At 58.2% G+C, this 12,947-nt stretch carries 11 protein-coding genes and 2 tRNA genes; 6 read left to right on the forward strand and 7 right to left on the reverse strand.

What is annotated here, in order from left to right; all coding sequences use genetic code 11:
* Nucleotides 1-3: 3 nt before the first annotated feature.
* The 5 genes from K3556_RS11355 to coxB all read right to left on the reverse strand — a co-directional run bounded on the left by K3556_RS11355 (nucleotide 4) and on the right by coxB (nucleotide 3,468).
* Entirely contained in the window at nucleotides 4-804 is an 801-nt protein-coding gene (locus tag K3556_RS11355) for a cytochrome c oxidase subunit 3 (protein WP_260516897.1), read from the reverse strand.
* Nucleotides 805-830: 26 nt separating this feature from the next.
* The gene (locus K3556_RS11360; RefSeq protein ID WP_260516898.1) at nucleotides 831-1,406 is read right to left on the reverse strand and encodes a cytochrome c oxidase assembly protein; all 576 of its coding nucleotides are present in this window, start codon (nucleotides 1,404-1,406) and stop codon (nucleotides 831-833) included.
* Nucleotides 1,403-1,567 (reverse strand): hypothetical protein, encoded by a 165-nt coding sequence (locus tag K3556_RS11365; RefSeq protein ID WP_260516899.1) that lies wholly within the window; start codon nucleotides 1,565-1,567, stop codon nucleotides 1,403-1,405. Before K3556_RS11365 ends, K3556_RS11360 begins: the two co-directional genes overlap by 4 nt.
* Nucleotides 1,567-2,508 (reverse strand): heme o synthase, encoded by a 942-nt coding sequence (cyoE, locus tag K3556_RS11370; RefSeq protein ID WP_260516900.1) that lies wholly within the window; start codon nucleotides 2,506-2,508, stop codon nucleotides 1,567-1,569. The genes K3556_RS11365 and cyoE overlap by 1 nt, the downstream gene beginning before the upstream one ends.
* A gap of 102 nt (nucleotides 2,509-2,610) precedes the next feature.
* Entirely contained in the window at nucleotides 2,611-3,468 is an 858-nt protein-coding gene (coxB, locus tag K3556_RS11375; RefSeq protein WP_260519242.1) for a cytochrome c oxidase subunit II, read from the reverse strand.
* Between the two features lie 209 nt (nucleotides 3,469-3,677).
* Between coxB and tldD the strand changes: the two genes are divergently transcribed.
* From tldD to K3556_RS11390, 3 genes are all read left to right on the forward strand, one after another.
* Nucleotides 3,678-5,102 carry a metalloprotease TldD gene (gene tldD, locus K3556_RS11380; protein ID WP_260516901.1) on the forward strand — a complete coding sequence of 475 codons (1,425 nt, stop codon included), beginning with the start codon at nucleotides 3,678-3,680 and terminating at the stop codon, nucleotides 5,100-5,102.
* A 187-nt stretch (nucleotides 5,103-5,289) separates the two neighbouring features.
* Nucleotides 5,290-6,411 (forward strand): DNA-processing protein DprA, encoded by a 1,122-nt coding sequence (dprA, locus tag K3556_RS11385; protein ID WP_260516902.1) that lies wholly within the window; start codon nucleotides 5,290-5,292, stop codon nucleotides 6,409-6,411.
* 157 nt (nucleotides 6,412-6,568) lie between these two features.
* The gene (locus tag K3556_RS11390; RefSeq protein WP_260516903.1) at nucleotides 6,569-10,009 is read left to right on the forward strand and encodes a pyruvate carboxylase; all 3,441 of its coding nucleotides are present in this window, start codon (nucleotides 6,569-6,571) and stop codon (nucleotides 10,007-10,009) included.
* Nucleotides 10,010-10,059: 50 nt separating this feature from the next.
* Here K3556_RS11390 and K3556_RS11395 read toward each other — a convergent pair whose 3' ends face one another.
* A complete protein-coding gene (locus K3556_RS11395) occupies nucleotides 10,060-10,866 on the reverse strand; it encodes an alpha/beta fold hydrolase (RefSeq protein WP_260516904.1) in 807 nt (268 codons plus the stop codon).
* Nucleotides 10,867-11,070: 204 nt separating this feature from the next.
* Here K3556_RS11395 and K3556_RS11400 point away from each other — a divergent pair.
* Nucleotides 11,071-11,145 (forward strand) — tRNA-Gly (locus tag K3556_RS11400).
* Between the two features lie 45 nt (nucleotides 11,146-11,190).
* Nucleotides 11,191-11,265, forward strand: a tRNA-Gly gene (locus K3556_RS11405).
* Between the two features lie 147 nt (nucleotides 11,266-11,412).
* Here K3556_RS11405 and K3556_RS11410 read toward each other — a convergent pair.
* Nucleotides 11,413-11,877, reverse strand: a complete 465-nt coding sequence (locus K3556_RS11410; RefSeq protein WP_260516905.1) for a helix-turn-helix domain-containing protein — start codon at nucleotides 11,875-11,877, stop codon at nucleotides 11,413-11,415.
* Nucleotides 11,878-12,004: 127 nt separating this feature from the next.
* Here K3556_RS11410 and K3556_RS11415 point away from each other — a divergent pair, with 127 nt between their 5' ends.
* Entirely contained in the window at nucleotides 12,005-12,898 is an 894-nt protein-coding gene (locus tag K3556_RS11415) for a LysR family transcriptional regulator (RefSeq protein ID WP_260516906.1), read from the forward strand.
* Nucleotides 12,899-12,947: the final 49 nt, after the last annotated feature.

The following is a 12,947-nucleotide window of genomic DNA, read 5'->3' on the forward strand; positions in this document are numbered from 1 at the left end:
GTTTCAACCGCCCCAGATATACACCGCGGCAAACAGGAACAGCCATACGACGTCAACGAAGTGCCAGTACCAAGCGGCCGCTTCGAAACCCACATGGCTTTCCGGTGTGAAATGACCTTTCATGGCCCGCAGCAGGCAGACGAACAGGAAGATCGTGCCGACGATCACGTGGAAGCCGTGAAAGCCTGTCGCCATGAAGAAGTTCACGCCATAGATGTTGCCGGCGAAATCGAAGGCCGCGTGGCTGTATTCGTAGGCTTGGAAAAGGGTGAACAGCACGCCAAGAATAACCGCCAGCGCCAGTCCGGTGACCAGATCTTTGCGGTTGTTTTCATGGGCAATAGCGTGGTGCGCCCACGTCACGGCGGCACCTGACAAAAGCAGGATCAGCGTGTTGATCAGCGGCAGGTGCCATGGGTCGAAGGTTTCGATCCCGACGGGTGGCCAAGGGCCGTCAATCGCCGGAGAGCCTTCGGTCATCGGGTACATGGCGTGTTTGAAGAAGCTCCAGAACCACGCCACGAAGAACATGACCTCGGACATGATGAACAGGATCACACCATAGCGCAGGCCGATTTTTACAACCGACGTGTGGTCGCCGGTTTCGCCCTCGTGCACGATATCGGACCACCAGGCGAACATGACGTACAGAACGCCAGCCAGACCGATGAAGAAAATCCATGGAACGCCATTGGCCATCCACTGGACTGCCCCGAAAAGCATTATGAAGCCTGCCAAAGCCCCAAGGAACGGATTAACCGAAGGTGGCAGAATGTGGTAATCGTGGTTCTTTGCATGTGCCATAAGCGTATAGTCCCTGTTCTTCTGGCTCAGTTTTGCACTGCCGTGGCGGTCGGCGCAAGCTGCGCGACATCTTCAGGCAATTCTGTTTCGTGGAATGTGTAAGACAGCGTGATGGCTTTGAGGTATTTGGCCTCGCGGTCATCAAGGATTTCCGGGTCAACATAGAAGGTGACCGGCATGGTCACGCGTTCGCCCGGTTGCAGCACCTGCTCTTCAAAGCAGAAGCAGTCGATCTTGGTGAAATAGCCCCCCGCCGCAAAAGGCGCGACGTTATAGCTGGCCGTTCCTGCCACGGGGCGATTGGTCGGGTTGTAGGCTTCGTAGAAGGCCAGACCGGTTTCACCCAGTTTGATCTCCATTTCGTGCTGCATGGGTTTGAAGTCCCACGGCATGCCACGCTCTTTCGACGCATCAAAACGCACCAAAACCGTCTGATCCAGCACCACGTCTGACCCGCGCTCAGCGACGGCAGTTTCGCCGCCAAATCCGGTGACCCGGCAGAACCAGTCATAAAATGGCACCGACGCCCATGATAGCGATCCCATCAGGATCACCACACCGACCATCTTGGCCGCCGTTTTCTGTGGGCGCGTCAAGCTCATTGGCTGACCTCTGAACTTGAAGGCTCAGGTTTGTAAAGGTCGCTCACCTTGGCGACGGTCAGGCCGTAAACCAGCCCGACAAAAAGGATCAGCGCGATGCCAACGCCCACATTGCGGCTGAGGCGGCGCTTATGCAGTTCGTGATCAACCTTGATCGCCATCAGCCCCAGCCCCCCAAACCGAAGGGATTCAGCGAGGCTTCGACCAGAAGCGCGCCGTAATGCAGGAACAGATAGGCCAGCGACAGCTTGAACAGGCCCCGCTCGGCTTTGTGGGTGTCTGCGTCCGAGGCGGCATCGTCGCGGCGGAACACGTCCCATGCGCCTTTGATAAACATACCGTTCAGGATCAGCGCGACGACCATATAGACCGGCCCACCGATAGAGGTTAGGCCCAGCGCAATCGCTACGACCGCAAGCACCAGAGAATAGCCCAGAATATGCGCGCGGGTCGCTTTGCGCCCGTGGGTCACGGTCAGCATCGGCACGCCCGCATTGGCATAGTCACCCTTGGTGAACAGAGCCAGCGCCCAGAAATGCGGCGGGGTCCACGCGAAGGTCAGGGCAAACATCAGCACGCTTTCGACCGAAATACCTCCGGTTGCGACGGCCCAGCCGATCATCGGAGGAAACGCACCAGCGGCCCCACCGATCACGATGTTCTGCGGGGTCCAGCGTTTCAGCCACATGGTGTAGATCACGACGTAGAAGAAGATCGTGAAGGCCAGAAGCGCGGCGGCCATCAGGTTCGCCGCAAGCCCCAGCATGACCACGGCCATAGCCGACAGGGCCATGCCGATGGCAAACGCCTCGCCCTCGGTCACTTTGCCGGATGGGATCGGGCGCGATTGTGTGCGGCGCATTTTGCGGTCGATATCCGCATCCCACCACATGTTCAGAGCACCCGAGGCGCCCCCGCCAACAGCAATAAACAGGATCGATGCCAACCCGACCACCGGGTTCACCCCGACAGGTGCCACAAGCAGACCCACCAGTGCCGTGAACACGACCAACGACATCACGCGCGGCTTCAACAGCGCGAAATAGTCGCCAAACCCGGCTTCGCGGGTGTCGGTGTTGGTCTGGATGCTGGCGTCGCTCATATGGGTTATCGCGATCTGGCTTTAGACTGGTGTGTTACGAAAACCGCCCCATCTCGGGGCGGCTGGCGAGGGGTGCAACCTTAGCCGGGCACCCCGGTAAATTTATTGCGCGGTGGCGACCTGAACGGTGGGCAGCGATTGTGCGTTGCCCGCATATTCGTCCACGGCACCCTTCAGCCAAGCGTCATAATCGGCTTGCGACACAGCTTTTACAGTGATCGGCATATAAGCGTGGTCTTTGCCACACAGCTCGGAACACTGACCGAAATAGATGCCCTCTTTGCCCTCATCGACTTCGAACCACAGTTCGGCCAGACGGCCCGGCACGGCATCTTGCTTCACACCAAAGGCTGGGATGGTCCACGAATGGATCACGTCGGCACCGGTGACCTGAACAACAACTTTCTTGCCGGTCGGCACCACCATTGCGGTGTCGGTCGCCAGAAGATACTCGGCTTCGCTGTATCCATTGGCTTCCAATTCGTCTTTGGCCAGCAGGAAGCTGTCAAATCCGAACTCATGCTCGGGATACTCATAACCCCAATACCACTGATATCCTGTCGCCTTGATCACCACGTCACCCTTTGGGATGACCTGTTGCTGGAACAGAACCGGCAAAGAGAAGGCGCCGATGAACACCAGAATGACAACCGGAACCAACGTCCAGATGATCTCGATCGGGGTGTTGTGGGTGAAGGTTGCGGGCTCAGGGTTCGCCCGACGATTGAAGCGCACGACCACAATAGCCAAAAGCACAGTCACGAAGATTGTGATCGCGATGATGATGACGTTGATCATCCCATCCAGCCCATGCGCCGCCTGCGCGACACTGGTCACTGACGGCTGGAAGCCCGTCGCGCCATCGACAGGTTTGCCGATGATTTCCAGATTTTCCTGAGCCATGGCCTGACTGGCTGTCAGAATGGCAGTTGCAGTGGCGAAAAGGCTGCTGAAACGCATCATGTTCGTCTTTCTCTTCCCTGTGCGGCTTGGCCCATTTGCTGACCCGAAAGTCGGCGCGGCAATTGCTCGCTCATACCTCTCCCGTGCGCTGGCGCGGGAATCCTTGTTTCTCTTTGGTGAGAAACCATATTAGAAAGCTGGGAACAAGGAAAAACCTTCTCAGGTTAAGCAACAAAAACCAAGTTTAGCGCTAATTCGAGGCCCCCATGACAGATGCCACTCCGTTTCGCCCGTTTGAGACTCATCTGGACGCAGACCGCGCCCGAACAGTTCTGGCAGAGGTGACAAAAGGTGCCGATGACGGCGAGTTATTTCTGGAGAGGATGCGGTCAGAAGCGCTGGTTTTTGACGACGGCAGATTGAAAACTGCGAGCTATGATGCCTCAGAAGGCTTCGGATTGCGCGCGATTAAGGGCGAGACGGCAGGGTACGCCCATTCCACTGAAATCAGCGAAGCAGCCTTGCTCCGCGCGGCGACAACGGCACGGCTTGCAGTTGGCGACGGCGGCGGAACATGGGCCGATGCCCCCGCGCGCACCAACCAAAAGCTCTATACAGACGCCGACCCGATGGCCCATGCAGGCTTCGGCCTGAAGGTTGAGCTGTTGCGCGACATCGACGCGTTCACCCGCGATCTTGACCCGCGCGTGGTTCAGGTCTCGGCCACCATCGCCGCCAGCTTGCAAGAGGTGCATATCTTGCGCCCTGACGGTGCTTTGGTCTCAGACACGCGCCCGATGACGCGACTTAATGTCTCAGTCATCGTTGAGAAGGACGGACGGCGCGAAAGCGGCTCGTCCGGCGGTGGGGGACGTGCGGGACTGGCCGGGTTGATGGCGCCGGAAAACTGGCAAGCCTCGGCCCGCGATGCGCTGCGCATCGCGCTGGTCAATCTTGAAGCCGTTCCAGCCCCCGCTGGCGTGATGGACGTGGTGCTTGGCAATGGCTGGCCCGGTATTTTGCTGCACGAGGCCGTCGGGCACGGGCTTGAGGGTGATTTCAACCGCAAGGGCACATCAGCCTTCTCGGGCCTTGTGGGTACACAAGTGGCGTCCAAGGGTGTCACGGTCGTCGATGATGGCACGATCCCCGACCGCCGCGGCTCGCTGTCGGTTGACGACGAAGGCACGCCAACAGGCCGTGCCGTCTTGATCGAAGACGGTGTGCTGGTGGGCTATATGCAGGATCGCCAGAACGCCCGCCTGATGGGGGTCGCCCCCACCGGCAACGGGCGGCGCCAAAGCTATGCCCACGCCCCCATGCCGCGGATGACCAACACGATCATGGAAAGCGGCACAGCTAGCCCCGAGGAGGTGCTGGGCGAACTGAAAGACGGGATCTATGCCGTCGGCTTCGGCGGCGGGCAGGTGGACATCACCAATGGTAAATTCGTGTTTTCCTGCACCGAGGCCTACCGCGTTGAAGGCGGTAAGGTCGGCGCCCCTGTCAAAGGGGCCACTTTGATCGGCGACGGCCCGGCCGCGATGAAGCAAATCCGCGCCATCGGTAATGATATGGCCATGGACCCGGGAATCGGCACCTGCGGCAAGGCCGGACAATCGGTGCCCGTGGGCGTGGGCCAGCCTTCGCTGCTGATCGGTGGTCTAACCGTGGGTGGGTCGGCGGCGTGAACCCCGACCGATCGCGTGCCTTAAACGAACACGCCCGCGCCAAGATTGCCTGACAGTCTGCCGTTAGGGTGACGTTAACCAATGAGGGTGCATGGTTAATCCGCAAGAGACGGAATCAATCATGCCCCTGGAAATGTCACCTTCCCTAACGCACCCCACCCCCTCCCCTCAGTCTGTGGAAGATGAGTTGGCGTGGATCCGTCTCTTGCGCTCGCGACGGGTTGGCGTCGCGACGTTCTTTCGGCTGTTGGCAGAGCACGGGTCTGCCCAGGAAGCGCTGCGGGCCCTGCCAGAAGTGGCTGCTGAAGCAGGCGTAAAGGGCTATGCCCCCTGCCCCGCAGAGGTTGCGGAAGAAGAGCACCGTCGCGCCCGTTTTGCCGGCGCGACGATGGTGGCTTGGGGCACACCAGCTTACCCTGAACTTTTGTCGGAAATCTCAGACCCGCCGCCGTTTTTCTGGGCGATGGGCGACGTGTCATTACTGCACCGTCCCATGGTCGCCTTGATCGGGGCGCGAAACGCGTCGTCGATCGGATTGCGTATGGCCCGCAAACTGTCGCGCGAGCTGAGCGAGGCCGGGTTTACGATCGTATCCGGGCTTGCGCGCGGCGTCGACACGGTGGCGCATGATGTCGCGCTTGAAACGGGCAAGACCGTCGCGGTGATGGCAGGCGGTGTTGACGTGATCTATCCAAAAGACAACACGGTTTTGGGGGAAGAGATTGCGCGCAAAGGCCTGCGCCTGTCCGAACAGCCCCCCGGCCTGACCCCGCAGGCGCGCCATTTTCCACGCCGCAACCGGCTGATATCGGGCCTGGCCCGCGCGGTTGTTGTCGTTGAGGCTGCAGCCAAGTCAGGCTCTCTGATCACCGCACGCAATGCCTTGGACCAAGGCCGGGACGTGCTGGCCGTTCCCGGCCACCCGTTCGACGCTCGTGCATCCGGCTGCAATTTTCTGATCCGTGATGGCGCGGCCTTGGTGCGCGGCGCTCAAGACGTGATCGAAGCCATTGGTCCGGCCGTAAATGCGACCGCCGATGTCGCGGCAATCTCGACGGACAAAGCTCCTCAGGACGGGCCAGACCTGGTAGCGTCGCGCAACAAACGCACCTTGTCAGAAACCACAAAGCTGCACAGCCAGATCCTGTCGCGGTTGGGTCCCAGTCCCTTGGCTGAGGATCAGTTGATCCGAGATCTGGGCGACCTGACCGGCGCGGGATCAGGCGATATCTTACCGGAACTGGTTAATCTTGAGCTGGATGGACGAATCACGCGCCAACCCGGTGGACTTCTTTCCAAACCCCACTAGGCTAGAAGGGTCGCTGACGCAGCTTTGGTAAGTTCTTTTTACCAATTTTCATCCAATCCTTGCGCAATCCTTACAAACCCTATTGCGCTGCAATGCAGCACCCCCTACGAATTGCAGCCAATTCGGCGACTTTGGCCGAGACTTGGGGGACAATAAGATGCGTGACTTTCAAAAAATCCTGATTGCCAACCGGGGCGAGATCGCCATTCGCGTGATGCGGGCCGCCAACGAGATGGGCAAGAAAACCGTCGCGGTCTATGCCGAAGAAGACAAACTTGGCCTGCATCGGTTCAAAGCCGACGAAGCTTATCGCATCGGCGAGGGCATGGGACCCGTTGCGGCCTATCTGTCGATTGACGAGATCATTCGCGTGGCCAAGACCTGCGGCGCTGACGCGATCCATCCCGGCTATGGTCTGCTGTCCGAGAACCCCAATTTCGTGGATGCCTGCGCGGCCAACAACATCACCTTTATCGGTCCCAAGGCTGAAACCATGCGCGCGCTTGGCGACAAGGCGTCCGCCCGCAAGGTAGCCATCGAAGCTGGCGTGCCGGTCATCCCCGCAACCGAAGTTCTGGGCGATGACATGGACGCGATCCGGGCGCAGGCCGCCGAAGTCGGATACCCCCTGATGCTTAAGGCCAGCTGGGGCGGCGGTGGGCGCGGCATGCGCCCAATCCATGGCCCGGACGAGTTGGAAGAAAAGGTTCTGGAAGGCCGCCGCGAAGCTGAAGCCGCCTTCGGCAATGGCGAGGGATATCTGGAAAAGATGATCACCCGCGCGCGCCACGTCGAGGTTCAGATCCTCGGCGACAGCCACGGCAATATCTACCATCTTTACGAACGGGATTGCTCGGTGCAGCGCCGTAACCAGAAGGTCGTCGAACGCGCCCCTGCCCCTTACCTATCCGAAGCCCAGCGCGAAGAAATTTGCGAGCTTGGCCGCAAAATCTGCGCGCATGTGGATTACGAATGCGCGGGCACGGTTGAGTTCCTGATGGATATGGAAAGCGGCAAGTTCTACTTCATCGAAGTGAACCCCCGCGTGCAGGTCGAACACACTGTGACCGAGGAGGTCACCGGCATCGACATCGTGCAAGCGCAAATTCTGATCGCCGAGGGCAAGTCACTGTCAGAAGCCACAGGAAAGGCGTCGCAATACGATATCCGCCTGAATGGGCACGCCTTGCAAACCCGCGTAACGACCGAAGATCCGCAGAATAATTTTATCCCCGATTACGGCCGCATCACCGCTTATCGCTCGGCCACCGGCATGGGCATCCGGCTGGATGGCGGCACAGCCTATGCTGGCGGTGTCATCACGCGCTACTATGACAGTCTGCTGACGAAAGTGACGGCTTGGGCCCAGACGCCTGAAAAAGCGATTGCCCGAATGGACCGCGCCCTGCGGGAATTCCGCGTGCGGGGCGTTTCGACGAACATCGCGTTTGTCGAGAACCTGCTGAAACACCCAACCTTTCTGAACAACCAGTACACGACCAAATTCATCGACGAGACGCCAGAGCTGTTCCAGTTCAAAAAGCGCCGCGACCGCGGCACAAAGGTGCTGACCTATATCGCGGACATCACCGTGAACGGGCACCCCGAAACGCAGGGTCGGACCGCGCCGCCCAGCGATCTGAAGCCGCCAAAGCCGCCGGCCTTGCGCACCGAACCGACAGCCGGCACACGCAACTTGCTGGAGGCCGAAGGACCACAAGCCGTCGCAGACTGGATGAAAGCGCAGAAAAAACTGCTGATCACCGACACCACGATGCGCGATGGGCACCAGTCGCTTCTGGCCACTCGAATGCGCTCGATTGATATGATCAAGGTTGCGCCTGCTTATGCTGCGAACTTGCCCGAGCTGTTATCGGTCGAATGTTGGGGCGGAGCCACCTTCGACGTGGCGTACCGGTTCTTGCAGGAATGCCCGTGGCAGCGTCTGCGAAACCTGCGCGAAGCAATGCCCAACGTGATGACCCAGATGCTGCTGCGCGCGTCCAACGGCGTGGGCTATACCAACTACCCCGATAACGTCGTGCAGGCCTTCGTGCGTCAGGCGGCCCTGACTGGCGTCGATGTGTTCCGCGTGTTCGACAGCCTCAACTGGGTAGAGAACATGCGCGTCGCGATGGACGCCGTGGTCGAGGCGAACAAAATCTGCGAGGGCACCGTTTGCTATACCGGCGACATCCTGAACCCGGACCGCGCCAAATATGACCTGAAATACTATGTCGGCATGGCGAAAGAGCTGGAAGCCGCAGGTGCGCATGTCTTGGGATTGAAAGATATGGCGGGGCTTTTGAAACCCGCCGCCGCGCGCGTGCTGGTCAAGGCGTTGAAAGAAGAGATCGGCTTGCCGATCCACTTCCACACACACGACACGTCGGGCATCGCTGGCGCAACCATCTTGGCCGCCGCCGATGCGGGGGTCGACGCCGTCGACGCAGCGATGGATGCGTTCAGCGGTGGCACGTCACAAGCCTGTCTTGGTTCGGTGGTCGAAGCCCTGCGCAACACGGATCGCGACACCGGAATGGACATCGGAGCCATCCGCGAAATCTCGAATTACTGGGAAGGTGTGCGGGCGCAATACGCTGCATTTGAAAGTGGCATTGCCGCGCCTGCATCCGAAGTCTACCTGCACGAAATGCCCGGTGGGCAGTTTACAAATCTCAAGGCGCAAGCACGGTCGCTGGGGCTTGAGGAACGCTGGCACGAGGTCGCGCAGACCTATGCAGATGTGAACCAGATGTTCGGCGACATCGTAAAGGTGACGCCATCCTCCAAGGTTGTTGGTGACATGGCACTGATGATGGTCAGCCAAGGCTTGACCCGCGCCGAGGTCGAAGACCCGAAAACCGATGTGGCCTTCCCTGACAGTGTCGTCGACATGATGCGGGGCAATCTGGGGCAACCTCCCGGCGGGTTCCCGGACAATATCCTCAAGAAGGTGCTGAAGGAAGAGAAGCCCAACCGGGAACGTCCCGGCAAGCATTTGAAGCCGGTCGATCTGGAAGCCAGCCGCGCCAGCCTGTCAAAAGAGCTTGAGGGGCTGACCATCGACGATGAGGACCTGAACGGGTATTTGATGTATCCCAAGGTGTTTCTGGACTACATGGGTCGCCATCGCCTGTATGGCCCGGTGCGCACCCTGCCCACCCGAACTTTCTTTTATGGAATGGAGCCGGGCGAAGAGATCTCGACCGAGATTGATCCGGGTAAAACGCTTGAAATTCGACTTCAGGCCGTGGGTGAAACCAACGAGGACGGCGAGGTCAAAGTCTTCTTCGAACTGAACGGTCAGCCGCGCGTCATTCGCGTGCCCAACCGGTTGGTGAAAGCCTCGACCGTGCAACGCCCCAAAGCGGAGGACGGCAATCCTGACCACATTGGCGCGCCTATGCCAGGTGTGGTGGCGACGGTGGCGGTCACTGCTGGCCAGACCGTGCGCGAAGGCGATCTTCTTCTGACCATCGAAGCGATGAAGATGGAGACCGGCATCCATGCCGAGCGCGACGCCACCGTCAAAGCGGTGCATGTGCATGCGGGTGGTCAGATCGACGCCAAGGACCTGATGATCGAGCTGGGGTAATACCGCACGCAATCCATTTTAATGGCCGCTCTTTTTTGGGCGGCCATTTTTTATGTCACATGAACCTGCAGGAAGTCGGCGATCGCCTGCGTGACCACGTCCGGTGCTTCGATTGTCGCAGAATGTCCCGCCTTTGGAATGGAAACCAGTTTTGAACCCTCAATCGCATCATGCATGCGCTGTGATTTATCGGGGGTTGTCGCGACATCCTCTTCTCCGCTCAGGATCAGAGTAGGAACGGATAATTGTGGCAGTTGATCATAGATCCCATCGCGGTAAATGACGCCATTCACGGCGCGCGTGACACCAATGCGATCACCCGCAGCAATCGCGTTGCGCCACCTCTTTTGCTCGGCTCGTCTGCCATCGTCGTTCAGGAACGTGTGACCAAACATGATGGGCATCACCTTCCCGACCACCGCTTTCAACCCAAACCAACGGGCAAAAAAGTTTAGCAGCTTATAGCGAACATGGTTCTCTTTCGGCTCTGGGTCTGCGGTCGTCTCGATCAAAGTCAACGTCTTCAGAAGCTTCGATTTTCGAAGGCCAAGCCGCATCCCAACGAACCCTCCCATTGACAGACCAACAAAGTGGCACGGCCCGACCTTCAGCTGTTCGATAAGTTGGATCGCGTCGTCGGTCAGGGTCTCCATGTCGTAGCCGTCCGCTGCGACCTGACTGCCGCCTTGGCCGCGATGATCAAATGTTATGCAGCGGTATCGATCTGAAAGTGATGCCACCTGTGCCTCGAACATCTCATCGCTAAACAGAAGCCCGTGCGAGAACACGATGGTTTCCGGGCCGCGGCCTTGATCCGTGTAGTGCAGCTTTACACCATTGATATCGAGATAGGGCATTGTCAGGTCCAGATGTGCATCATGGGATAATTAGGGGGTCACCTTAACACGCGAACCAGAGTTGGCACAGCAGTGGTCAGCGCCCGCCATAACCGCCGACCTGCTCTTCGTGGCGTTATAGGTCTTGGTAAAAAACTGCCGCGTTCGTGATTTTCCCCTTGCAGCCTTGCGTGGGATTTCATATCTCACGGCTCACCGAAGGATGCGGGCGTAGCTCAGGGGTAGAGCATAACCTTGCCAAGGTTAGGGTCGGGCGTTCGAATCGCCTCGCCCGCTCCATTCGGTTCCCCGGTTCGGCCACTGGCTGAACAAACCCATCAGGATGCGGGCGTAGCTCAGGGGTAGAGCATAACCTTGCCAAGGTTAGGGTCGGGCGTTCGAATCGCCTCGCCCGCTCCAATGGGACTTCTTGAAAAATGCGTTTGTTTACAAACCGCTTTGACGGGTTGTGCCATGTTCTTGGCTGGCTTGCCAAAAAAAAGGGACGCGCAACGCACGTCCCCTTTCCCACCACGTCCCTTCCCCTCAGAAAGGTTGTGCTTGTTCTTAGGCGCTCAACGATTGGCGATTGGCCAATTCGTGGATCATTGATTGGATCTGGTTGCGCACTTTAACGTCCGAAATCGAAGACAAAGCCTGTGCAGCTTTTGCAGTGCGTTCATCCATGGCTTCATCTTCGGACGTGCCAGCATCTGCCAGCCCCTCGAAGAAATAACCCGGCTGAACGTTCAGAAGCTGCGCAATCTCGAACATTTTGCTGGCGGATACACGATTATATCCCGTTTCGTATTTTTGAAGCTGCTGGAACGAAAGCCCCAGTTGCTCCGCTACTTTTACTTGAGTCAGACCGCGCAGCAGACGGACTTCTCTGATTTTTTTACCCACATGGACATCGACTGGATGGACCATTTTCTCACCATTTAATTGCTTCCCGTTTAAGGAGAATGTCAGGTTTGACTGCCTGACCCAAGTGGTGAGCGGTGCACAGTCAAGGACTAAATTTTTACCCATGATGGGTGATTTCTGCACCCAAATCCGCAAATATCTATTTAAAAACGATTTTTTCTCGGATAGGCTGAACCGGTTATGTCGAATTCCATTGCGGAAACAGTTTGGTGAACCCGAGTAAGGTGCAAAAATGAGCAATCGGAACAGCCCGGCGCTTTTGTTTGAGATGCTGCGTTCCTTTGCGTCCTTGGCGCGCACATTGAACCTTTCCGAATCTGTGCGCGAACTTGAAAGCACCCGACAGACCGTCCGCAGGCACATTGCATTGCTGGAGGAGTACAAAGGCAGCCCATTATTTTCGTTTGATAATCGTCAGTATGGTCTGACCGAAGCTGGTAAAAATTCGTTGCGTGAGGCAGAGGAATTGATCGCGCGTGGCGAAGCCTGGCTGAACGACGAAAGCAAACATGTAAACGAGTTGTTTTATCTGGGGCTGCAAGTCGGCCCAGTGCCGTATTACCTTCAACAGCATCCGCTGACCGCCATTTGGGACATGGGATCACCACTGATCCAGTTCGGGTTCCACGCCTGGGCCAGGTCAGAAGGCGAGCTTGAGAGCGCCGCGTTGGCGCCGCTGCGGCCGTACCTGATGGTTTTTCGCTTCAATGAAGACAATGGCGACTGGATATGCACCGAAGTGGGCGAGAAATCCTCCTATGCCACATGGTTTGGGTGGGAAAAATATCGATCCTCGGTTGGCAAAGGCATCGCCAACTTGCCCGGTGGTCCGGGCTTCGCCAACCTGCTGGCCAAACCCTTCCACGACGTGGCCAAAACCCGCAGCATTCGGATCGACCATATCCACACGCGTATTGCTCAGGGCGACGGCGAGGATTTGAAAGCGATCAGCTATCAAAGGCTGGCAATGGCTTGCCGCTTTGCTGATGGTGAGTTCGCCCTTGCCACATTGATCGACCGGACCCGCAATGTTCAGATCGCAAACCTGAGCGATGAGAATCGTGATGCAATGGAAGCGCAGTTCACCATGAATGTCGTGCCGCCCACTGACGACACTGGCGGCTAACGAGCCCTACGGCGAAAAAACGCCACAAAATAGCGCGAATTGTGACGCT

This window comes from Aliiroseovarius sp. M344 (assembly GCF_025140835.1).
Taxonomy (GTDB): Bacteria; Pseudomonadota; Alphaproteobacteria; order Rhodobacterales; family Rhodobacteraceae; genus Aliiroseovarius.

Excerpts from the sequence above, each read along its gene's own strand:
- K3556_RS11415 (WP_260516906.1), top strand. The coding sequence starts at position 12,005 with ATGAGCAATCGGAACAGCCCGGCGCTTTTGTTTGAGATGCTGCGTTCC.
- K3556_RS11395 (WP_260516904.1), bottom strand. The coding sequence starts at position 10,866 with ATGCCCTATCTCGATATCAATGGTGTAAAGCTGCACTACACGGATCAA.
- K3556_RS11355 (WP_260516897.1), bottom strand. The coding sequence starts at position 804 with ATGGCACATGCAAAGAACCACGATTACCACATTCTGCCACCTTCGGTT.
- K3556_RS11360 (WP_260516898.1), bottom strand. The coding sequence starts at position 1,406 with ATGAGCTTGACGCGCCCACAGAAAACGGCGGCCAAGATGGTCGGTGTG.
- K3556_RS11365 (WP_260516899.1), bottom strand. The coding sequence starts at position 1,567 with ATGGCGATCAAGGTTGATCACGAACTGCATAAGCGCCGCCTCAGCCGC.
- coxB (WP_260519242.1), bottom strand. The coding sequence starts at position 3,468 with ATGCGTTTCAGCAGCCTTTTCGCCACTGCAACTGCCATTCTGACAGCC.
- cyoE (WP_260516900.1), bottom strand. The coding sequence starts at position 2,508 with ATGAGCGACGCCAGCATCCAGACCAACACCGACACCCGCGAAGCCGGG.
- K3556_RS11390 (WP_260516903.1), top strand. The coding sequence starts at position 6,569 with ATGCGTGACTTTCAAAAAATCCTGATTGCCAACCGGGGCGAGATCGCC.
- tldD (WP_260516901.1), top strand. The coding sequence starts at position 3,678 with ATGACAGATGCCACTCCGTTTCGCCCGTTTGAGACTCATCTGGACGCA.
- K3556_RS11410 (WP_260516905.1), bottom strand. The coding sequence starts at position 11,877 with ATGGGTAAAAATTTAGTCCTTGACTGTGCACCGCTCACCACTTGGGTC.